The organism is Pseudomonas sp. NY15372 (genome assembly GCF_048068215.1).
In the GTDB taxonomy this organism is placed as follows: Bacteria; Pseudomonadota; Gammaproteobacteria; order Pseudomonadales; family Pseudomonadaceae; genus Aquipseudomonas; species Aquipseudomonas guariconensis_A.
On the sequence record NZ_JBLUPY010000005.1, the window covers coordinates 148,092 to 167,500 of the forward strand.

Annotated in this window: 21 protein-coding genes, 1 pseudogene and 1 riboswitch (1 of these 23 only partly in view); of the genes and pseudogenes, 10 read left to right on the forward strand and 12 right to left on the reverse strand. The window is 61.5% G+C overall.

From position 1 onward, the window contains the following. Window positions 1-69: 69 nt before the first annotated feature. Window positions 70-774, reverse strand: a complete 705-nt coding sequence (locus ACNFG0_RS06235; RefSeq protein WP_416764289.1) for a transporter substrate-binding domain-containing protein — start codon at window positions 772-774, stop codon at window positions 70-72. Between the two features lie 262 nt (window positions 775-1,036). Here ACNFG0_RS06235 and ACNFG0_RS06240 point away from each other — a divergent pair, with 262 nt between their 5' ends. Then, window positions 1,037-1,510: a DUF1348 family protein gene (locus tag ACNFG0_RS06240; protein ID WP_196145274.1), complete on the forward strand. Its 474-nt coding sequence runs from the start codon at window positions 1,037-1,039 to the stop codon at window positions 1,508-1,510. 271 nt (window positions 1,511-1,781) lie between these two features. Here ACNFG0_RS06240 and ACNFG0_RS06245 read toward each other — a convergent pair whose 3' ends face one another. Both ACNFG0_RS06245 and ACNFG0_RS06250 read right to left on the reverse strand, forming a co-directional pair. Further along, a complete protein-coding gene (locus ACNFG0_RS06245; RefSeq protein ID WP_196145273.1) occupies window positions 1,782-2,744 on the reverse strand; it encodes a bifunctional GNAT family N-acetyltransferase/nucleoside diphosphate kinase regulator in 963 nt (320 codons plus the stop codon). Between the two features lie 97 nt (window positions 2,745-2,841). Then, window positions 2,842-4,222, reverse strand: a pseudogene (locus ACNFG0_RS06250) (TrkH family potassium uptake protein). A 322-nt stretch (window positions 4,223-4,544) separates the two neighbouring features. Here ACNFG0_RS06250 and ACNFG0_RS06255 point away from each other — a divergent pair. After that, window positions 4,545-5,009, forward strand: coding sequence for a hypothetical protein (locus ACNFG0_RS06255; protein ID WP_416764290.1), 465 nt, complete (start codon window positions 4,545-4,547; stop codon window positions 5,007-5,009). 401 nt (window positions 5,010-5,410) lie between these two features. On the opposite strand, the gene ACNFG0_RS06260 is transcribed toward ACNFG0_RS06255, so the two are convergent. The 4 genes from ACNFG0_RS06260 to ACNFG0_RS06275 form a co-directional block, all read right to left on the reverse strand. Further along, on the reverse strand, window positions 5,411-6,058 hold the full coding sequence (locus ACNFG0_RS06260) for a hypothetical protein (protein WP_416764291.1): 648 nt from the start codon (window positions 6,056-6,058) through the stop codon (window positions 5,411-5,413). A 230-nt stretch (window positions 6,059-6,288) separates the two neighbouring features. Then, window positions 6,289-6,807 carry a carboxymuconolactone decarboxylase family protein gene (locus ACNFG0_RS06265; protein ID WP_196145270.1) on the reverse strand — a complete coding sequence of 173 codons (519 nt, stop codon included), beginning with the start codon at window positions 6,805-6,807 and terminating at the stop codon, window positions 6,289-6,291. 35 nt (window positions 6,808-6,842) lie between these two features. Continuing rightward, entirely contained in the window at window positions 6,843-7,607 is a 765-nt protein-coding gene (locus ACNFG0_RS06270) for an SDR family oxidoreductase (protein ID WP_416764292.1), read from the reverse strand. A 22-nt stretch (window positions 7,608-7,629) separates the two neighbouring features. Next, on the reverse strand, window positions 7,630-8,427 hold the full coding sequence (locus ACNFG0_RS06275) for an SDR family NAD(P)-dependent oxidoreductase (RefSeq protein WP_196155591.1): 798 nt from the start codon (window positions 8,425-8,427) through the stop codon (window positions 7,630-7,632). Between the two features lie 106 nt (window positions 8,428-8,533). On the opposite strand from ACNFG0_RS06275, the gene ACNFG0_RS06280 reads away from it, so the two are divergent. Further along, the gene (locus tag ACNFG0_RS06280) at window positions 8,534-9,484 is read left to right on the forward strand and encodes a GlxA family transcriptional regulator (protein ID WP_196155592.1); all 951 of its coding nucleotides are present in this window, start codon (window positions 8,534-8,536) and stop codon (window positions 9,482-9,484) included. Window positions 9,485-9,760: 276 nt separating this feature from the next. Here ACNFG0_RS06280 and ACNFG0_RS06285 read toward each other — a convergent pair whose 3' ends face one another. Further along, the gene (locus ACNFG0_RS06285) at window positions 9,761-10,231 is read right to left on the reverse strand and encodes a hypothetical protein (RefSeq protein WP_416764293.1); all 471 of its coding nucleotides are present in this window, start codon (window positions 10,229-10,231) and stop codon (window positions 9,761-9,763) included. A 288-nt stretch (window positions 10,232-10,519) separates the two neighbouring features. Continuing rightward, window positions 10,520-10,727: riboswitch (cobalamin riboswitch) on the forward strand. A gap of 108 nt (window positions 10,728-10,835) precedes the next feature. Here ACNFG0_RS06285 and ACNFG0_RS06290 point away from each other — a divergent pair. Genes ACNFG0_RS06290 through ACNFG0_RS06300 form a run of 3 tightly spaced genes read left to right on the forward strand, consistent with a single transcriptional unit; the run spans window position 10,836 to window position 13,599 of the window. Then, window positions 10,836-11,612, forward strand: coding sequence for an ABC transporter ATP-binding protein (locus ACNFG0_RS06290; protein ID WP_196166467.1), 777 nt, complete (start codon window positions 10,836-10,838; stop codon window positions 11,610-11,612). After that, entirely contained in the window at window positions 11,609-12,577 is a 969-nt protein-coding gene (locus ACNFG0_RS06295) for an ABC transporter substrate-binding protein (protein WP_196145265.1), read from the forward strand. The genes ACNFG0_RS06290 and ACNFG0_RS06295 overlap by 4 nt, the downstream gene beginning before the upstream one ends. Next, entirely contained in the window at window positions 12,577-13,599 is a 1,023-nt protein-coding gene (locus ACNFG0_RS06300) for a FecCD family ABC transporter permease (RefSeq protein ID WP_416764294.1), read from the forward strand. The genes ACNFG0_RS06295 and ACNFG0_RS06300 overlap by 1 nt, the downstream gene beginning before the upstream one ends. 13 nt (window positions 13,600-13,612) lie before the next feature. On the opposite strand, the gene ACNFG0_RS06305 is transcribed toward ACNFG0_RS06300, so the two are convergent. Beyond that, a complete protein-coding gene (locus ACNFG0_RS06305) occupies window positions 13,613-14,083 on the reverse strand; it encodes a sterol desaturase family protein (RefSeq protein ID WP_196145263.1) in 471 nt (156 codons plus the stop codon). 461 nt (window positions 14,084-14,544) lie between these two features. Here ACNFG0_RS06305 and ACNFG0_RS06310 point away from each other — a divergent pair, with 461 nt between their 5' ends. Both ACNFG0_RS06310 and ACNFG0_RS06315 read left to right on the forward strand, forming a co-directional pair. Beyond that, window positions 14,545-15,252 carry an MgtC/SapB family protein gene (locus ACNFG0_RS06310; protein WP_196155596.1) on the forward strand — a complete coding sequence of 236 codons (708 nt, stop codon included), beginning with the start codon at window positions 14,545-14,547 and terminating at the stop codon, window positions 15,250-15,252. A gap of 67 nt (window positions 15,253-15,319) precedes the next feature. After that, on the forward strand, window positions 15,320-15,835 hold the full coding sequence (locus tag ACNFG0_RS06315; protein ID WP_416764295.1) for a GNAT family N-acetyltransferase: 516 nt from the start codon (window positions 15,320-15,322) through the stop codon (window positions 15,833-15,835). A gap of 4 nt (window positions 15,836-15,839) precedes the next feature. On the opposite strand, the gene ACNFG0_RS06320 is transcribed toward ACNFG0_RS06315, so the two are convergent. The 3 genes from ACNFG0_RS06320 to ACNFG0_RS06330 all read right to left on the reverse strand — a co-directional run bounded on the left by ACNFG0_RS06320 (window position 15,840) and on the right by ACNFG0_RS06330 (window position 18,509). Further along, entirely contained in the window at window positions 15,840-17,393 is a 1,554-nt protein-coding gene (locus ACNFG0_RS06320) for a diguanylate cyclase (protein ID WP_416764296.1), read from the reverse strand. 88 nt (window positions 17,394-17,481) lie between these two features. Further along, on the reverse strand, window positions 17,482-18,270 hold the full coding sequence (gene xth, locus ACNFG0_RS06325; RefSeq protein WP_416764297.1) for an exodeoxyribonuclease III: 789 nt from the start codon (window positions 18,268-18,270) through the stop codon (window positions 17,482-17,484). Then, complete coding sequence (locus tag ACNFG0_RS06330) at window positions 18,267-18,509, reverse strand: hypothetical protein (RefSeq protein WP_196145258.1); 243 nt, start codon at window positions 18,507-18,509, stop codon at window positions 18,267-18,269. The genes xth and ACNFG0_RS06330 overlap by 4 nt, the downstream gene beginning before the upstream one ends. A gap of 167 nt (window positions 18,510-18,676) precedes the next feature. Here ACNFG0_RS06330 and ACNFG0_RS06335 point away from each other — a divergent pair, with 167 nt between their 5' ends. Next, window positions 18,677-19,177, forward strand: a complete 501-nt coding sequence (locus ACNFG0_RS06335) for a DUF4142 domain-containing protein (protein WP_196145257.1) — start codon at window positions 18,677-18,679, stop codon at window positions 19,175-19,177. Window positions 19,178-19,201: 24 nt separating this feature from the next. Continuing rightward, on the forward strand, window positions 19,202-19,409 hold the 5' portion of the coding sequence (locus ACNFG0_RS06340; RefSeq protein ID WP_084857850.1) for a hypothetical protein. 47 nt of this gene lie beyond the right edge of the window; only the first 208 of its 255 coding nucleotides appear in the window; the start codon lies at window positions 19,202-19,204; its stop codon lies beyond the right edge, outside the window.

The following is a 19,409-nucleotide window of genomic DNA, read 5'->3' on the forward strand; positions in this document are numbered from 1 at the left end:
AGGGGGTTCCAGCGAACGAAACGAGTCGCGCGCCCTACGGGCGTGAGGCGCGCGGTTGGCGCAGCGCGATCAGCTCTTGTCGCCGATCTTGTACAGGCGCGCCAGCGGCGTCTTGGTATTTGGGCCGAACCAGGTGTCGTAGATCTTTTGCGCTTGGCCATCGGCCTCCAGGTCCCGCAGGCTCTGGTTGACGAAGTCGGCAAGGGCGGCCTCGCCCTTGGGAATGCCGAGCCCGATCAGGTCGTTGGAAACGGTAAATGGTGGCACCTCGTACTTGTCCTTGTCCGGCACGTTGGCCAACAGCCCGATCAGCTTCGGGCCATCCTGGGTGATGGCCTGGACCTGGCCATTGCGCAGGGCCGTGAAGGCAAAGGGCGTGTCGTCGTAGGCGATGACCTTGGCGCCCGGGAACTTGTCTCGCAATACCCCTTCGTTGACCGTGCCCTTGTCGACGCCGACACGCCATTTGTTCAGGTCGTCAGGGGTTTTCAGGCTGCCTTTCTTGACGATGAACTGCTGCCCGGAAGCGAAATAGGGGATGCTGAAGTCCACCTGCAGCTTGACGCCCAGCTTGTCGGCCAGAGCCTTGGCGTAGTCCACGTCGAGGCCTTCGATCTGCTTGCTCTTGGCGTCGACGAAGCCGAACGGCGGGTTGCTGTCGAAGGCCGCGACACGCAGCACGCCGGCTTGCTTGATATCCGCCAGGCGATCGGCATGGGCCACGCCGGAAAGGACAGCCAGGGTAAGGGCGGTGAGGGCAGTGAGTTTCTTCATGAATATGCAGCTCCTGGGGATGGGCGAGGGCAGGGTTTGCGGGGAGGAAAGGCCCGTTGTAGAGCGGCGGCGGTAGACCGCTGGCGAGATGGATTCTGGCAGGGACGCGAGAGGGAGAGGAAAGAATGAATTGGTCTACCTTATAACCTGATCGCTTAGTTGAATTGATATGTATCGGCAGGTTAGGAATATAGCGGCCGCACCAAGTCGGCTTGGTTGAGCTATAGCTTAATGCGCCAGATCATTTACAGAGGACACCGAGATGACCGAAGCATCACGCCCACCCTTGCCGCCATTCACCTTGGAAACGGCCATCCAGAAAGTCCGGGGAGCCGAAGACGGTTGGAACTCACGGGACCCAGCCAAAGTGGCGCTGGCGTATACGGAAGATACCCATTGGCGTAACCGCAGCGAGTTCATCGAGGGCCGCGCCCAGGTGCAGGCGTTTCTGGAACGTAAATGGCACAAGGAACTGGACTACCGGTTGATCAAGGAGCTGTGGGCGTTTGCCGATAACCGTATCGCGGTACGGTATGCGTACGAATGGCACGACGATTCGGGTAACTGGTTCCGCTCGTACGGCAACGAAAACTGGGAGTTCGCCGCCAACGGGCTCATGCAGCGGCGGTTTTCGAGTATCAACGACCTGCCGATTAGCGAAAGTGAGCGCAAGTACCATTGGCCGTTGGGGCGGCGGCCGGATGACCACCCTGGGTTGAGTGAGCTCGGGCTTTGAATCGATCGCACCGGGCCTGGAATCGCTAGAAAGCAGGAAAGACAAGACCAGCATCACCCGCCCGAGCAGCACGTCCATTGCTCAAGCCGCAGTGGTTGGCTCTGTACCCGTGCAAGCAGGTTGGGAGTGTCAGCGGTACGGGTCATGGCAGCTTCTGGAGGGGGCGCGGCGGGCGGGATGCCGACGCCCGGTGGAGCCATTGTGTCAGTGGTGTTCATCCAGGATGTGTCGAGCAAGGCGCATTATGTATCGCACTGCAAATGGCGTGCGGCTACAGATGAAAATGTCCCGCAGTCTCCGGTTGGTAAAGCACTTTCCTGATCTCGATCCGGCAGTTGCGTTCAGAAATTCGCCAGTCGATGGTATCTCCCTCCTGGTAGCCGAGAATGGCGGCACCGATGTCGGAACACACGGAGTGCTTCCCCGCATTGCTGTCCGCTTCCTCAGGGTAGACCAAGGCCACTTCGATCTCTTCATCGTCCAGCTGCAGCAAGACCCTGGAATTCATCGTCACAACCGTACTCGCCACCTTCTGCGGCTTGACTACAATGGCTCGCTCAAGCTCATGTTCGAGTTCGACAACGGCCGGGCCTTGTTCAAGCGCAAGCAGACGCTCGAGCCTGGCCTTGTCGATTTCAGTGATGTAGATCCCAGAGGAGTCGCTAACGACACCTTCGCGCAATAGCTGGCGATAGCGCCCCAGTGTCATGGAAAACGACTTCAATGTCGGCGTTTCGCTTTCAAGCACGAAGCCGCTGCGCAGGAAGGCTTTCAGCGAACGGGTGTTGTCAGGGTGGACCTTAGCGATCAGTTTCGCGGCCCGCATGTCAAAGAAGGCCAGCTTCATGCCTTCGCGGATCGTGCGGGCACCAAGACGTCGGCCCCATTTATTGCGGTCTCCGATGGCCAGGACGATCTCGCAATTTGAGCCGGTCTTGACGAGACGGACAAATCCCACCGGCGCGTCATGCCGGTCATAGGCTATGAAGAATCGGCCGCCGCGGTTGAACAGATGGGTCAGGATCGGCAATTGAGTCCGATCGATGGCTTGCTCGATGGAGCGGGAGACATGACGCGAATCGCTCAGATAGCAGGTGACACGCTCATCTTGCAACCAATCCATCAGCATCAACGCGTGTGCCCGAGTAATTTCAGGGCACAGCGAAATGAAAGGCTTGTTCATCTTCACCACATTTACTTGTAAAGGATGAAAGCCCTCCATGGCTATGGCCATGACGGTTCTTTCGGCAACCGGCTACTTTACGACATAACGCGGGTGGTGCCCAACCATGCCGTAATGGTCACGTCGACCTGCTCGGCGCTCTCTGCATCTAGAATCGCCAGAAAGCAGGGGAGACCAGGACCAGTACGGTGAGAATCTCGAGCCGCCCGAGCAACATGCCCACCGTCAACAGCCATTTGGCAGCGTCTGGCAGTGAAGCGAAGTTGCCTACAGGGCCGATGATAGTGCCAAGCCCTGGGCCGACGTTGCATACAGCGGTGGCCGCACCGGTCAGTGCAGTGGTCCAGTCGAGCCCGATCAAGGCAAGGCCCAGTGCGATGACCGCGATGGTGATGGAGAAAAAGAAGGAGAACGTCAGTAATGAGCGAACGATTTCTCCATCGATGGGATGCCCATTGTATTTCTTCGAAATCACCGCCCGAGGGTGGGTCAATTGCTTCAGGCTGCTGACCAGCAGCGCGCCAGCCACCTGGAAACGGAAGATCTTCAGGCCGCCAGCCGTGGAGCCGGAACAGCCACCGACGAACGTCAGGTAGAAGAACAACAGGACCGAAAAGCTACCCCAGAGTGTGTAGTCCCCAACCGCGATGCCCGTAGTGGTGACCACCGAGGTGACGTTCACCGCAACGATACGAAAGGCGTCCCACCAGGACAGGTCGCTGTGCCAGCACAGCCAAGTGCCCACCGTGACCCATACGAAGAGCAGAAAACCAAGGAAACCCCGAACCTGGTGATCGGTGAACAAGGCAGCGCGATGCCCGCGCAGCGTAGCCACGTACAACGTAAACGGCAGACTGCCGAGGACCATGATGACGACTGCCAGCCAGTGCACCGCAGGTTGCGTCCAATGGCCCAGTGAAGAATCGGACGTCGAGAAGCCGCCCGTGGAAATCAGCGACATCGCATGATTGACGGCCTCGAACGGGGTCATGCCTGCAACCCACAGTGCCAGCGCTCCTGCAGCCGTCAAGCCGAGATAGATCACAAGAATCATCTTTGCAGCTACGTGCGAGCGTGGCGTGACCTTGTCCGACCAATCAGCCGATACCTCCGAGCCAATGCAGCAGGGACCGCCAGATCAACAACCCAGGCGACGCCGTGTCCAGGCCGGTCAAGACCGTCGAGCCGGTCGTAGTGATTCCCGACATGGTCTCGAAGAATGCGTCCGTGTAGCTGATATGCCGGATGAACACCATCGGCAGGGCCGCGAATGCGCAAACGACGACCCAACTGGCGGTGGTCAGCAGATACATGTCCCTGGCGCGCAGTTGCGGCGCGTCGGGTATGCCCCGAGCGACCAGCAGCAGGCCGGCGCAAAGCGCGATCAGGCTAGACCAGACGAAGGCGCTCAGATCGTCGCTGCGCTCGTAGACCAGCAGCGTCGCCATGGGAATCACCATGCCGACAGCCAAGGTGATCAGGAATACTCCGATGATGAAGGCAATGAAGCGCAAGGCGGGAAGTGGCATTGAATGAACCTGTGTCGACGATGCCGGGAGTATTGGAGACGGAGGGGAAATGTCGAGTAAAAAAGGCGTAAATTCCCAAGCGCTTTTAAACAGGGTCCACTGTACGCGTAGCCGCCTGGCCAGTTCCTGGTGGTATTTGGGTGTGTATCTCTTTGTATCTTCCTGCGTGTTTCCAGGGTTTTGCTACAAATGGCTCTGTTTCGGGATACGCCTCGGACACATGCCGCCGATCAAATGAGCCTGCCTGAACGAAACGGCCCCTGGGCCTCGTTCACTGGCGCTTTCGGCCATGAGGCCAATCATAGAAATCCGGGGAAGCACAATGTCTCGTATCCAGTTGCCTAACAAGACCCGCCTTGGCCTGCTCACAGTTGCCCTGGTCGGCGGTCTCAACATGACGTCTGCAGCCTTTGCCGTAGAAGCCCTGCCGCAGGGGTATCAACTCGCCTCGGCAGAAAAGGCCGGGGAGGGTAAATATGGCGAGGGCAAGTGCGGCGCTGGCGGCGCCCAGGTGAAAACCACCCAGGCCGAAGGCAAATGCGGTGAAGGCAAGTGTGGCGATGCCTCATTCGCCCGCACCGACACCGACCATGATGGCCGTGTTTCCCGGGCCGAATTATTGGCGGTCGCGCCGAAGGCCAATGCCGAATTCGACGCCATCGACGCCAACCATGACGGTTTCCTCTCCGAAGGCGAGGTCTATCAGTTCCGCAAGGGCCAGTTCGACGCCAACGGCAAGCCGTTCCCTTCCGACCTGTACAGCAGGCTGAGCCAGGCCAAGGAATGAACGTTCGCTGATTTCCTCCCTGAGCACCTGGTCAGGAAGGGAATCTGATCCGCCGTTCGCTCGGGTGTCACCCAAGCCCGCATACCCTGAAGGTATGCGGGCTTTTTGCGTTCCTGCAGCACTGCGCGAGCACGAATGGAGGGCGGTGAAGCAAGTCGCTACCGGTCTGCACGGCAGGGCAATGGAACAGGGTGATCGCTCTTGTCAGGATGAGCAGACGTCTTGATGGAGGATTTATTCAGCACAACGACAAACGCCCTCTTCAGAAAAGAAAAGGGCGCTGCTGGAGGAGGAAAAATTGCAGATCAGGCCGATCGCTGCATTGCGCTATGCCACTGAAGCCATGCATTTACCGCAATGGGAAGTACCGGCCCAGATAGCTTGTCAGCTTGAGAGAAGAATCACCGTGTAGCGCTTGGCGTTGTAACGGCACGCGTGTTGTTGCGCAAACGTACGGCCAGTTTCGCGATGAGCTTGAAGACAATGGCACTGAAGATCAGTGCAAAGCCCAGTGGGTACCAAGACCCCATCGGTATGCGCTTGTAGAGGGACAGGACGAAAATGCCGGCGATCACCCAGGTTCCGGTGCTATGCAGGCCTTTCCAGGTGCGGGCACCGAGCAGTTTCACTGCACCCGGGAAGGAGGTGACGGTCAACAAGATGATGAACAGATATCCGATCGAGCCAGGAATGTTCGCCGCGGCCGTGCGGCCATGCCAGAAGGTTTCGGGAAAGATATTTGCGTAGAGAATGATCAGCACTGCATGTATGGCGTGAGAAAAGGCGAAAGCCAATCCCAGGAAGCGTCGCTCACGCAATAAACCGCGGGTGAAGGCAGTGGGCACCAGGATTGCCAGCGAGGACGCCAGGAAAGTCGCGAGGAACAACATGAAGGACGTACGGGCAGTAGCCCGGATCGCGCTGCGCAGGGCTTCAACCCATTGAGGCTGGGACCACAAGGCCAGGGAAGTGACGATCAGTACCAGCAGCGACAGCAGTGAAAACAGTCTCCAGCCGTGCAAGCTGGCGATTTCGGCGTGACGATTCATGGCGGGCTCCAAGAAATGAATGTGGCGCGCGGGATGCCGCCACGATTCGAGGGGCCATGGTGACAACAGCGTTTATCCGGGATATGTCTGGAAAAGCCTGTCGTGTATCACTTTGTACATGCTCTCGATGAGCATCTTCAGAGTGGCATTTGCAGCAGACAACCTGCTTTCAGATAGCTGTCGTCCTGGTTGGACAGGCCGACAGCTTCACCCGGCACGGCCAGCCGTAATCAGTGGCTTTGGGGAGGGAAATCGATAGCGGTCTTCGCTACGTTGTTGAGGTAATTGGTCAGCGTCAGCAAAGACACCTGGGCGATCACATCGACAATCTTGGCATCATCCAGGCCTGCCTCCCGTGCTGCTGCCAACTGCGCATCGGTGACCTGGCCCCGGCTCAACGTAACCGCCCTGGCCAGTGCAGCGACGCCATCGAGCGTGCCGGCGCGTGCTGCCAATAGATCATCGACTCCAAGCCCCGCCTTGTTGCCAAAGAAGCTATGTGCGGCAACGCAGTAGTCACAGCCATTGACCTCAGATGCTGCCAGCGCCGCAATCTCACGTTCGGCGGGTGTCAGGCTGTTTTTGTTCAATGCTTGCGAAAGTGCCAGGTAGCCATTGAGCGCAGCAGGGGAATGGGCGAGGGTGGCAAACGCATTCGGGATGAAACCCAGGCTTTTTTCCACGCCCTGAAGGACGGTACGGACAGCGGCAGGTGCCTGTTCGAGTGACAGAGCGTTGATGCGAGTCATGAGGCAGTTCCTTGAACGGATTCGGGAATTTGGGTTCAGGCAACAGGAATCGGGTTTTCCACCAGCGACAGGTTGAACTGATGGATCAGTGCGTGTTCGTTCGCCCCCTGGTTCGCTCGCAGCGGGACGACGCGATCCACCAGGACTTCCGTAGTCGCTGATTCGAGCTTGGCCAGGGTTTCCTGGATGAAGTCTCCCAGTGGCATGGCACGTTCATCACCGCTCTTGTGAACAAGGTCGGTGTCTACCCATGGCGGCGCGATTTCCAGCACCTTGACGCTGGTGTCACGCAGGCTGAATCGTTGCGACAGCGAGTAGGAATGGATGGCCGCCTTGGTTGCCGAATACAGTGCGGTGGCCGCCAGCGGCAGGTAGGCCAGCACCGAACTGTTGTTGATGATATAGGCATCCGGTTGGCGCTTGAGGTGCTCGACGAAGGCAGCGCTGACGCGCACCGGGCCGAGCAGGTTGGTCTGCAACAGGCTCACTGCCTGTTCGTCGTCGTAGTCCCCAGAGGCCGGGTTGTCGAACGGCATGATGCCGGCATTGTTGATGATCACATTCAGCGAGGGATGGCGGCGGATCACTGCTTGAGCCACTTCCTTGATCTGCTGCGGATCGTTGATATCCAGGCGCACCGTATCGATGCCGGGGTTGGCCTGGGCGATCTCATCCAGCAATGCCTGCCGACGCCCCGCAACGATCACCTGATTGCCACGTTGATGGAATGCCTCGGCCAGAGCGCGGCCAATGCCTGAGGTACCGCCGGTGATGAAAATGGTGTTTGCGCTGAGTTTCATGATCCGTTTCCTTTGCTGGTGGTCAATTGGCGTTGTAACGCGGAGCCAGCCGATTGCTGGACAACTGGCTGAACAGGGCCTGCCGGCTGGCTTCGTAGCGTTCGAATGACTGCAGGTCATGCATCGAGGGGATGGAGATCAGGATGTGGTCGTCGAAATCTTGCAGGGCGCCGTCCACCAAATCCTGGGCCGACATCACGATGCCCGGGTCAAGGTGCTCGACAGGTAAACCGCCGATCTGCCAGAAGTCGGTTGCGGTGGCACCTGGCAGTACCGCCTGGATCTTGATGCCCTTATCCGCCAGCTCCTTGTGCAGGGACTGGGTAAAGGCGGTGACATAGGCCTTGCTGCCGCCATACACGCCATTGAGCAGTTCTGGCGCCAGGCTCACGATGGACGAGATGTTGATCACGGCGCCTTGTTCGCGAGCCACGAACCCCGGGATGGCTGCATAGGTAAGGCGGGTGAGGGCGGTGACGTTGAGGGTGATCATTTCGGCCATACGCTCGACGTCACTTTCCAGCAGGCTGGTGTGGGTGCCGATCCCGGCGTTGTTCACCAGCAAGCTGATGCTGGCGTCTTCACGCAGCTTGCGCTCCACCTTGGCCAGATCAGCAGCATTGGCGAGGTCTGCCGGAAACACCTCCACGTTCTGGCGGGTCTCTGTGGTGAGCCGGGCGGCCAGGGTGTTGAGGCGATCACGGTTTCGGGCGACCAGGACCAGGTCATAACCCCGCCGGGCCAAACGTTCCGCGTAGATGGAACCGATGCCGGTGGAGGCGCCGGTGATCAGGGCAGTGCCTTTGAATTGCTGCGTCATGGTCGTGCTCCGTAGGTTGATGTGGAGCCATGATGCAGAACGTCGCTTTCGTCTTAAACGACGCATATAGTACTGTTTTAGGACATCAAATAGTGGAGCTTCAACCATGCACCGGGTCGGCTACCTCATAACCGAAGGTTTCCAGATCATGTCGCTGGCGACCCAGGCCGTCTTCGAGTTCGCGAACATCGTGGCGGGGGAAGCGGTTTACAAGATCCAGAATTTTTCCATCGAGGGCGGCACGGTGCGCTCTTCCCTGGGGATGTACATGGACACGCTTGCGCTGGGGGCTCCTGGTTTGGCCGACACATGGATGATCACCGGGACATTGACGCCGCTGACACCGCCGGGCGAGGAAGTGCTGGCCAGCGTACGAGGTTTTGTCGACAGCGCTCGACGCACCGCAGGTCTGTGTACCGGGTGCTTCGTATTGGCCCAAGCGGGCGTGCTGGATAATCGACGGGCAACGACGCACTGGGCCTACGCGAAAAAACTGCGCGAGCTGCATCCGAAAATCGAAGTCGAAGAAGATCGGATCTACATTGTGGACGGGCAAATCTGGACGTCCGCTGGCATGACCGCCGCCCTGGATATGGCGCTGGGCATGGTGGAAAAAGATCTGGGCGCCGAGATGGCCAGGTCGGTGGCGAGAAAGCTGGTGATGCATCAACGGCGGTCAGGTGGACAATCCCAACACTCCGAACTACTGACGCTTTCGCCGAAATCGGATCGGATTCAGATCGCCTTGGACTACGCGCGCAAGAACCTGAGCCGCGCTCTGAGCGTTGAGGAGCTCGCCGAAGTGGTGCATCTGAGTCCCCGACAATTTACCCGCGTCTTCACTGCCGAGACAGGGCAGTCACCCGCCAAGGCCGTGGAAAGCCTGCGTCTTGAGGCGGCCCGGTTGATGATCGAGCAGAGCCGACACAGTTTGGATGTCGTGGCGAAGGAAGCTGGCTTCAGGGATCGCCGGCATATGCGAGAGGTCTTTATTCGCGGATATGGCGTACCCCCTCAAGCCGTGCGAAGGGATGCCAGGCGGGTGATTGCTTCTTGATCACAAGGGCCATTTACTCGAGACATGGGCTGGTCTCAGGGCCAGCTGGTTGAACAGCGAGGTGAGATGGATTGGGGCGGAGAGAACCGCGGTATTGTCCTCGAATAATATAATATTTAACATAATATACATTATGCGCAAATTCGTATGGAGCCACCTGGGTCGTGTGTGGCAGATTTGAAGCCAGGCCCCTGGCCTCGATCTCTGCGCTGCAGATCGAACTTGGACCTCAGCGATGTAACTCAGCACGAACGGATCCTGCGAGCCTCGTTCCTTTTAGTAGCCAACCACGTTGGCTAACGTCCACCGCAGCGATCTCATCAGTACTGGATCGGAAAATTTCCAGTTGGCTGACTCGTACTGATACCGGCTGTTGGTGAACACATCGCGATACCGCTCGAATGAGTGTTCCTGGCTGTTCAGAGCCAGGCTCTCACGAATCGTTGGAGGCACCGCGTGAAACAGCGTCAGCAGATCGTGTGCGTCACGCTTTTGTTTGGGTGGAATCTTGCCGATCGACTGCAGGTGCTGGTGAGCCGTTTTAAGTGCTTCGACGTCGAGCTTGTAGGTTTCGCCGGACGTACCTTGGTGCTGATCCGGTACGGAAATAAAGCTTTTCAGCAAGATTTCCATACCGATCGCTGCATTGACCATGGCAACATGCGGGAGGTTTTGGGCGTCTAGAATCTCAGCGGCCTTGAGGTAATTATGGGCGCTTTCAAGCATCCAGCCTGGATAGTGAGTCATTGAATGGTAATCCTTAGCGATCACGCATGAGTTACCCCATAGCTCACCAGATGGGCTACCCTGCCCTTATGATATGAGCTTAAGGAATAACTAAACTAAATATTCATTTAGTTTAGTTATATTGTTTATATTTATGTTCTGTGTTCGATAAAGTGCTCCTCCTCATTGATGCATTCACACGCGCAAACTCGATAAATGCTTCAACGCACCCGGTACGCGGTCGCTGTCTAAAGACTCCGCCTAGCCCGGGGGCGCCCTACAGGTTGACTCCCCACCCCATAAATGCTCAGATGCGCCCCAGTTTCAGGTGTCCCCTGCCGCCGCGCCGGGGATTAAACGGGAAGCCGGTGCATCGCCTTGCGCGACCAGTCCGGCGCTGCCCCCGCAACGGTAAGCGAGCGATGCATTCGATACGCCACTGTGCCGCCAGCATGGGAAGGTGAATGCCTCACGACTCTCGCAAGCCCGGAGACCGGCCTGTCACCTCGTTTGGCAACTCCCGCGGTGGGCGGGCGCGGGCCGGTCTTGGGGCAGTAGCCTGCCCGCGATTCCCTTGCGCGCCGTCATCGTCGGGTTACATTCATTCCCGGTACGGTTGCTCGTCATGTCCGCCCCTACCCTGCGTCTCGAAGGTTTGCACTGGGCGCCATCCCATGGTGGCCGGAGGCTGCTCGACAACATCGATCTGGAGGTGCGCCCTGGTGAATGCGTCGGCTTGATCGGCCCCAATGGCAGCGGCAAGACCAGCCTGCTGCGCTGTGCCTATCGCTTCACTCGGCCCGATGCCGGGCGCGTGCTGCTCGAGAACGAGGACATCTGGCAGCGCCCAGCGCGTTGGGTGGCGCAACGCGTCGCAGTGATGCTCCAGGAATTTCCCGAAGATTTTGGCCTGAGTGTACGCGACGTGGTTGCCATGGGCCGCACGCCGCACCAGGGTTGGTTCGATGGCGACGATGACGACGCGCTGGTGGACGACAGCCTGCATCGCCTGGGGCTGCAGGGACGCGGCGATCATGGCTTCGCGCCGTTGTCTGGCGGCGAGAAGCAACGTGTGCTGCTGGCCCGTGCACTGGTCCAGCAACCGCGTCTGCTGATCCTTGACGAGCCCACCAACCACCTCGACCCCCGCTACCAGCTGGCTTTGCTGGAGCATCTGCGCGCCACCGGCCTGAGCCTGCTCGCCAGTTTCCATGACCTGAACCTGGCTGCGGCCTTCTGTGACCGCTTGTATGTCATCGAGGCTGGCCGCATCGTTGCCCACGGCCCCCCAGCCGACGTGCTGACCGAGCAGTGCCTGGCCGAGGTCTTTGGCGTACGGGCACTGGTCGACCGTCACCCCGTGGCTTTTCACCCACGCATCACCTGGATCAGCCCCGCATGAAGCGACACCTTGCCTGCCTGGCCCTGCTGGCCGCCCTGCCCTTCGCCGCCTGGGCCGGCGACTATCCCGTTACCGTGCGCAGTTGCGATCGCGACGTCACCTTCAGCCAGCCGCCCCAGCGGGCGGTGAGCCATGACAGTAACCTGACCGGCATGCTCCTGGCCCTAGGGTTGCGCGAGCGCATGGTTGGCTTCACCGGAATCAGTGGCTGGAAGACCCTGGACCCATCCTTGACCGGTGCTCTCGCCGGCCTGCCTGAATTGGCGCCGCGCTACCCGTCGGTGGAAACCCTGCTCGATGCGAACGTCGACTTTCTCTTCGCCGGCTGGGGCTACGGCATGTACGTAGGCGGCCCGGTCACGCCGCAGGCCCTGGCACCGTTCGGCATCCCGGTGTACGAGCTCAGCGAGTCCTGCTCGCGGGTGATGCCCCAGCGCCGCGCCAGCCTCGACGACCTGTACCGGGACCTGGACAACCTGGGGCGCATCTTCGATGTTCGCCAGCAGGCCCAGGCGCTGATCGATACCCTGCGCCAGCGCGTGGCCCGCGTGCAGGCACATGTCGCCGATGTACACCAGGCTCCCCGCGTATTCCTCTATGACAGCGGCGAAGACCGCCCCACCACCTCTGGCCGTCTCGGCATGCCCCAGGCGCTGATCGAGGCGGCTGGCGGTGACAATGTGATGGCCGACGTCGCTGCCAGCTGGACCGAAGTGAACTGGGAGAGCGTGGTAGAGCGCGACCCGCAGGTGATCGTCATCGTCGACTACGGCCCGACCTCCTGGCAACAGAAGCGCGACTTCCTGCTCGCGCAGCCGGCCCTGGGCGAGGTAACGGCCATCCGCGATCGACGCTTCGTGGTGCTTTCCTACCTCCAGGTCACCCCATCGGTGGACAATGCCGGAGCCATCGAGCTGTTGGCAGCGGCGCTGCATCCCCGCCTGTTCGCAGGCACGCCGCAGTGATGCCCGTGCGTGATCGCAGTGCCTACCGGCTGCTGCTCGCCGGGCTGCTGGTGGCTGTGCTGTGCTCGTGCGTGTTGTCCCTGGGGTTTGGGGCTGCCAAGGTGCCACTGACCGACGTGCTGGGCATCGTGATGCAACAGGCCGGCCTGGGCGACACAGGGAGCTGGAGCCGCGGCCAGGCGCAGATCGTCTGGCAGATCCGCGCCCCACGGGTGCTGCTCGGAGCGCTGGTGGGCGCAGGCCTGGCCCTGGTCGGGGGCGCCCTGCAGGCCGTCACACGCAATCCGCTGGCAGACCCGCACCTGCTCGGGGTCAGCTCCGGTGCGGTGCTGGGCGCAGTGCTGGTGGTGCTGTTCCTGGGCGCCTTCGCCGGCCCATTCAGTCTGCCACTGGCGGCGTTCATCGGCGCGCTCGGCAGCATGTTGCTGGTATTGGCGGTGGCCAGCAGCCGTGGCCGTCTGGACAGCGACCGGTTGTTGCTGGCGGGGGTGGCCGTGTCCTTCGTGATCATGGCCCTGGCCAACCTGCTGCTCTACACCGGCGACCCTCACGCAGCCAGCTCGGTGATGTTCTGGATGCTGGGCGGTCTGGGCCTGGCGCAGTGGTCGCTGCTGTGGCTGCCAGCACTGTGCGTACTGGCAGGCTTCGCCTTGCTGATGAGCTTGGCGCGGGCCCTGAATGGCTTGATGAGCGGCGAACAGACGGCCGTCAGCCTGGGCTTCGAGCCTCGTCGGGTGCGGGCCCAGGTATTCGTGGGGTGCGCGCTGCTTACCGGCGTCTTGGTGTCGTTGTCCGGGGCCATCGGCTTCGTCGGCCTGATGCTGCCCCATGTCGCCCGCCACTTGGTAGGCGCCGAACATCGTCGGCTGCTTCCGGCCTGCGCCTTGCTCGGAGCGTTGTTCGTGGTCTGGGTGGACATTGGCGCACGTACCCTGATCGCGCCCCAGGACCTGCCCATCGGCATCGCCACCGCCGCCATTGGCGGGATGTTCTTCATCCTGATGCTGCGCCGCAAGGCCTGACTGCGTCGCGCGTCTATAGGCCCTGTGCCCGTCGCGCGCGTACCTGGCGCTTGAGCACACGCAAAGGTGGTGCGTAGAAGAAGCCGAACGACACGCTGCCCTTGCGCCCAGGCAGCGCGTGGTGCAGCCGATGAGCCTGATACAAGCGCCGCAGATAGCGATTCACCGGCTTCGGCGCCCGGGGCCAGTGGCGATGGAAGAAGCCATCATGGGCCAACACATACAGCACGCCGTAGCCCGCCACGCCAGCGCCGACCCATTGCAGCGGCGCGTACCCGGCCTTGCCCAGGGCGACCAGGCCCGAAGCGATCAGGGCGAGTGCCACCAGATACAGGTCGTTGGTCTCCAGCATGCCCAGGTGCGGCTCATGGTGCGAGCGGTGCAGCCACCAGCCCCAGCCATGCATCACGTACTTGTGGGCCAGTGTGCCGACGCCTTCCATGGCCACCAGCGTGCCGAACAGGATGGCGAGATTGAACAGCATGTAACGGTCCGAAGTTGTAACGAAGGGGGCAAGGTTAACACCGCCTGGGGGCGCTTCGGTGGCCTTTTTCATGAAAGTCCCAGTCGGCTAATGCCTGACTTCATGAAGGAAATTTCCCAGAAAGCGCAATTGTCACGCAACTGCCCTTGACCCTGCCCGGCGCCAGGCGTAACGTCCGCGGCGCAGTTTTGCATCCCACAACAGGAGTCCTGCATTGGACAGTAGCCCCAGTCGATTGCGACAGGCCCACACGGCAAGCTAGTCCGGCAGCCCTCCTGCCACTGTCTTGCCGCACTCGGTAGACGGTGGTTCATCACAGCCCAAGCGGGCCGATGTCTCCCCTTCTTTCCTTCCTGCCCCGTGCCCCGGCATGCGGGCATGTGGTCCTCGCACTCGTTGTTTTCAGTTGCGCCGCACGTGACGGCGCCCCGCGGGCATGCGCCCGGGAAATGAGGTTTGCTATGGATTGGAAAGTCTTTCTGCTGCGCGTCAGCGTAGCCCTGGTACTCGGCGCCCTGATCGGTGCCGAACGTCAACTGCGCCAGCGCCTGACCGGCCTGCGCACCAACGCGCTGGTCAGCACTGGCGCTTGCCTGTTCGTACTCATGACCCAGGCGGTGCCTGGCATGGCGCCCACCGATGCCTCGCGTATCGCCGCCTATGTAGTGTCCGGCATCGGCTTTCTCGGCGGCGGCGTGATCATGCGCGACGGCTTCAACGTGCGAGGCCTGAACACCGCAGCCACCCTGTGGTGCACGGCTGCCATCGGCGTGCTGTGCAGCCTGGGCCTGCTGCTGGAGGCGACCTTGGGCAGCCTGGTGGTGCTGTGCGCCAATATCCTGCTGCGTGACATCGCCCAACGCCTGGACCGCCAGGACGTGCTGCCGGCCAGCGAGGTGGAGCAGCGTTTCGAGGTGCGTATCGTCTGCCGCGCCGAGGACGAGATCCAGGTGCGCAGCCTGATGCTGCACAGCCTCAGCGACCCAGGCCTGCGCCTGCAATCACTGCACAGCGAAGACCTGGCCAACCCCGCGCGCCTGGAGGTTCGCGCCGAGTTGCTCGGCACGCCACAGGCCCCCACCCAGCTCGAACGCCTGGTCAGCCGGGTAAGCCTCGAGAAAGGCGTCAGCTCGGTTCGCTGGCAGCTGCGCGAGCTGGTTGGCGAATGAGCCTCACGCGAGCCTTGTCTTTTGTACGGCAAGGCTCGCAAACTGGGCGTTTCGCCAAGGACAGCCGATGCGCATTCGCCCCACCCGCCTTCATGACGTCCCCTTGCTTGCGGCCATCGAGCGCTCGGCGGCCCAGGCGTTCCTGTCTTTGCCCGACCTGGCCTGGCTGGCGAGCGGCGATGTGCTGGACGATGCGGCCCACCGGGCATTCATCGCCGGGCAAGGCAGTTGGGTGGCCATTGACGACAACGACCACCTGCGGGGGTTCATCTGCACCGAACAGGCCAGCGACTGGCTGCATATCCATGAAATCTCGGTGTGCGCGCAGGCGCAGGGCCAAGGTATCGGTCGCGCTCTGCTGCATTGGGCGATATCCGTGGCGCGCAGCCAAGGCATGCGTGTCGTCACCCTGACGACCTTCGCCGAGGTGCCCTGGAATGCGCCGTTCTACGCGCGCCATGGGTTCAAGGTCGTCGAACAGGCTCAACTGGATACTCGCCTGCGTGAGGTCCTGCGTCAGGAGCATGCACATGGCCTGGTTGGACGCTGCGCCATGGCATTGCTGGTCCAGTCGGCAGGCTGAATGATCAGGGCGCGCTGGAGGCCAGGCAATGCCGGTCCCGCCCTTGACGTTTTGCTTCGTACAGGGCTCCGTCCGCCGCCGCCATCAGGCCTTCCGGGGTAACCGCCTCTGGGCCTGGATATCCGACCGCGATGCCTGCACTGGCGGTGACATACCCCAGCGGGCTGCCGGCATGCTCGATCATCTGTCGGCGCAGCAAGGCCAGGATCTCCTGCACGATCGCCACCGCACCCTGGGCATCGGTATTGGGCAGCAGCAAGGTGAACTCCTCACCGCCATAGCGCACCGCCAGGTCGCCCGGCCGTTTCAGCGCATGCTGCAACATCTCGCCGAAACGCCGCAGGCACTGGTCGCCACCTGGGTGGCCATAGCGGTCGTTGTAGGCTTTGAAGTAGTCCAGGTCCATCATCACCAGCGCCAACGGGTAGCCCTGGCGCCGCGCCCGGCGGATCTCGGCGTCGAATACACCATCGAGCCGCCGGCGGTTGCCCAGGCCCGTCAGGCTGTCGGTGAGCGCCAGGGACTTTAGGGTCTGGTGCGCCTGGTGCAAGGCGCGCTCGATGACGATGCGCTCGCGCAACTGGCGCAGTACCACCCAGCCGAAGGCCGCCAGCCCCACCAGCAACAGCAGCAGCACGAGTACCGACTTGAGCATGTCGTGACGCCATGGGGCGAGGATCGACTCGCGCGACAAGCCTGCCTCGACCACCAGCGGGTAGCTCGATAGCGCCCGGTAGGCGTACAAACGCGGCGTGCCGTCCACCACCGCCACGGCCTCGGCCACGCCTTGGTCGGCATAGGGCAGGTGATTGCGAAAGATTTCGCTCTCCGACAGGCTGCGCCCCACCACCTGTTCGACGAAGGGCCGCCGGACCAGGATGGTGCCATCACGCTTGGCCAGCACCAGCGCGCCACGCTCGTCGATCTTGAAGTCGCCGTAGTAACGCACGAACCAATCCACCTTGATGGTGCCCAGCAGCACGCCGGCGAAACGGCCGTCCGGGTGGTCCAGACGTCGAGAGATCGGGATGATCAGGTCTCCCGTGGACCGACTGCGCACCACCGAACCGATACGCACGCCCCGATCGGCATGGGTGCGGTGATAGATGAAGTAGTCGCGGTCGGCGTTGTTGGCGTGCTTGGGTATGGCAGCCTGGTCGGTCACCACCCAGCGACCGTCGGCGTCGTACACGAACAGGCCGTGCAGCTGTGGCATGATGGTTTTCTGTAGCTTGAGCAAGGCATGCAGCCGCGGCCGGTCAAGGTTGGCGAAACCATCGCCTTCGAGGCGTTCGGCCAGTGCCGCAGTGATGACATCGACTTGGCGGATGGCGTCCTCGGCATGCTGCGCAGTGGCCCTGGCCAGGTTGATCACCGCATCTTCGGCGTTGAGGGAGGCATGGCGGTAATCACGGGCGATCCGCCAGCCCTCGATCGACAGGAAGGCCAGTAGCACCACCGCCATGAAGCTCACGACCAGGCGCAACAGCCCAACGGCCCGGTCTTCGCTGGTGAGCGCAAATGGCCCTTCCTCGTACTGTTTCCTGCTTACGGCCATTACATTCCCTTGCTGTCCAGCCCTCGCCGCCTATGACTATAGATCAGCGTACCGGGCCCGCGGACAACGCTTGGCAAGTTACGCCGGCCTACGACGCGGTCTGCAGCGAGATCCACACCGGCGCGTGGTCGCTTGCCTTCGGCTCGTTGCGCACCCAGGCATCCACCCCGGCGGCCTCGAGCCGTGGCGCAAGCTCGCGGCTGAGCAGTAAATGGTCGATGCGCAGACCCGCGTTGCGCTGCCAATGGTTACGAAAGTAATCCCAGAACGTATAGACCTGCTCGTGCGGGTGCAGTTGGCGGATCGCGTCGCTCCAGCCCTGGGCCAGCAGCTGGCGGTAGCATTCGCGGCTCTCGGGCTGGAGCAGCGCGTCCTTGAGCCAGGAGCGCGTGTTGTAGATGTCCTGGTCGGTGGGCACCACGTTGAAGTCTCCGGCCAGCACCGTCGGGTGGCCGCTGTCCAGCAGCCCCTGGGCGTGCGTGTTGAGGCACTGGAACCAGCGCAGCTTGTAGTCGAACTTTGGCCCGGGCTGGGGGTTGCCGTTGGGCAGGTACAGGCAGGCCACCAAAACCCCATGGGCCGCGGCTTCCAGGTACCGGCTCTGGCTGTCCTGCTCCATGCCTGGCAGGCCCCGTCGTACTTCCAGCGGCTCGCTGCCCCGGGCGAGGATGGCCACGCCGTTCCAGGACGGCTGGCCGTGGTGTAGGCAACCATAGCCTGCAGCCTCCAGGGCATCGCGCGGGAAGTCCTTGTCGGCGGCCTTGAGCTCCTGCAGGCAGGCGATGTCCGGCTGCTCGCGCGCCAGCCATGCCAGCAGCCCAGGCAGGCGGCTGCGAATGCCGTTGATGTTGAACGTGGCGATCTTCAAGGTCTTCATGCGTCAGGGTCGTCGACATGGGCCTGCACGGCTTCTGCGAGGGCACGCCCATGGGCCTGGTCGGCCAGGGCCTTGAGTGCCAGCCAGTCGTCCCAGTCGATAGCGCCATCGTCGCGCAGGGCTTCGGCGGTACGGATCAGTTCATGGTGGTAAGCATCCGGCGACTCGCGCCGATAGCTCGCGTCATCGTACTGGGCGTACCAGGCTTCGAGCTCGGGAATGCTGCGTTCGATGCTCATGGGCAGGCTCCTCGGTGCAACCTTTGAATGTCTGAGCCCAGGTTGCCGGCAACGTTCAACCCAATGACCATTCGCCTCGTGGTGCGCAGAAAAATCAAACCTTTGCCCATCGGCCATGCTCAACCCTAAGCGACACTGAGGTCGCGCCAATGGATAAGGAGTGACACATGAGCAATCTGTTCCTCAAGCGAGTCGGCCTGACCGTCGCGCTGGGCATGGCTTCGATGCATGTGCTGGCCGCCAGCTCCAACGACTTCGTCGACAGCGCCACCGAGGCGGGCATCGCCGAAGTGGTGACGGGCAACCTGGCCCAGGAAAAGAGCAAGAACCCTGAGATCAAGGCCTTCGCCCAGCAGATGGTCACCGATCACACCCAGGCTAACCAGAAACTCGGCGATGTCGCCCGCTCGCTGGATATCAGCGTGCCGGACGAGGCCGCGCTGACCGACAAGGTCAAGAAGATGATCCTGCAATGGCGCGACGAGTCCTTCGACCAGTCGTATATCAACAACCAGGTCGAGGCCCATGAAAAGGCTGTGAAACTGTTCAAGGACGAAGCGAACACCTCCGACAAACCCGAGCTCAAGGCCTTTGCCAGCGAAACCCTGCCCAAGCTCGAACAGCACCTGGAGCACGCCAAGCAGCTCCAGGCCAAGCACGGCAAATGACCTGCAGCACGCGTGAGGCATGCCATGAGTAACGATGCACTACGTTCCGAAATCCTCACCCGCCTGTTCCATGCCCACCCGCAAGGGCTGGGCAAGGAACTGCTGGACAACTACCGCGGCGAGAAGGCCGTGGCAGGGATGCTCAAGACCCTGCAGGAGCAGGGATTGATCCAGGACGGTAGCGTCGATGTCGATGCCGAGCATCGGCTGAGCGTGAACTACCCGATCAAGC

Excerpts from the sequence above, each read along its gene's own strand:
- ACNFG0_RS06240 (WP_196145274.1), top strand. The coding sequence starts at position 1,037 with ATGACCGAAGCATCACGCCCACCCTTGCCGCCATTCACCTTGGAAACG.
- ACNFG0_RS06260 (WP_416764291.1), bottom strand. The coding sequence starts at position 6,058 with ATGAATCGTCACGCCGAAATCGCCAGCTTGCACGGCTGGAGACTGTTT.
- ACNFG0_RS06270 (WP_416764292.1), bottom strand. The coding sequence starts at position 7,607 with ATGAAACTCAGCGCAAACACCATTTTCATCACCGGCGGTACCTCAGGC.
- ACNFG0_RS06265 (WP_196145270.1), bottom strand. The coding sequence starts at position 6,807 with ATGACTCGCATCAACGCTCTGTCACTCGAACAGGCACCTGCCGCTGTC.
- ACNFG0_RS06315 (WP_416764295.1), top strand. The coding sequence starts at position 15,320 with ATGCGCATTCGCCCCACCCGCCTTCATGACGTCCCCTTGCTTGCGGCC.
- ACNFG0_RS06285 (WP_416764293.1), bottom strand. The coding sequence starts at position 10,231 with ATGACTCACTATCCAGGCTGGATGCTTGAAAGCGCCCATAATTACCTC.
- ACNFG0_RS06255 (WP_416764290.1), top strand. The coding sequence starts at position 4,545 with ATGTCTCGTATCCAGTTGCCTAACAAGACCCGCCTTGGCCTGCTCACA.
- ACNFG0_RS06295 (WP_196145265.1), top strand. The coding sequence starts at position 11,609 with ATGAAGCGACACCTTGCCTGCCTGGCCCTGCTGGCCGCCCTGCCCTTC.
- ACNFG0_RS06320 (WP_416764296.1), bottom strand. The coding sequence starts at position 17,393 with ATGGCCGTAAGCAGGAAACAGTACGAGGAAGGGCCATTTGCGCTCACC.
- ACNFG0_RS06235 (WP_416764289.1), bottom strand. The coding sequence starts at position 774 with ATGAAGAAACTCACTGCCCTCACCGCCCTTACCCTGGCTGTCCTTTCC.
- ACNFG0_RS06335 (WP_196145257.1), top strand. The coding sequence starts at position 18,677 with ATGAGCAATCTGTTCCTCAAGCGAGTCGGCCTGACCGTCGCGCTGGGC.
- ACNFG0_RS06330 (WP_196145258.1), bottom strand. The coding sequence starts at position 18,509 with ATGAGCATCGAACGCAGCATTCCCGAGCTCGAAGCCTGGTACGCCCAG.
- ACNFG0_RS06275 (WP_196155591.1), bottom strand. The coding sequence starts at position 8,427 with ATGACGCAGCAATTCAAAGGCACTGCCCTGATCACCGGCGCCTCCACC.
- ACNFG0_RS06280 (WP_196155592.1), top strand. The coding sequence starts at position 8,534 with ATGCACCGGGTCGGCTACCTCATAACCGAAGGTTTCCAGATCATGTCG.
- ACNFG0_RS06245 (WP_196145273.1), bottom strand. The coding sequence starts at position 2,744 with ATGGCCATAGCCATGGAGGGCTTTCATCCTTTACAAGTAAATGTGGTG.
- ACNFG0_RS06290 (WP_196166467.1), top strand. The coding sequence starts at position 10,836 with ATGTCCGCCCCTACCCTGCGTCTCGAAGGTTTGCACTGGGCGCCATCC.
- ACNFG0_RS06310 (WP_196155596.1), top strand. The coding sequence starts at position 14,545 with ATGGATTGGAAAGTCTTTCTGCTGCGCGTCAGCGTAGCCCTGGTACTC.
- xth (WP_416764297.1), bottom strand. The coding sequence starts at position 18,270 with ATGAAGACCTTGAAGATCGCCACGTTCAACATCAACGGCATTCGCAGC.
- ACNFG0_RS06300 (WP_416764294.1), top strand. The coding sequence starts at position 12,577 with ATGCCCGTGCGTGATCGCAGTGCCTACCGGCTGCTGCTCGCCGGGCTG.
- ACNFG0_RS06305 (WP_196145263.1), bottom strand. The coding sequence starts at position 14,083 with ATGCTGTTCAATCTCGCCATCCTGTTCGGCACGCTGGTGGCCATGGAA.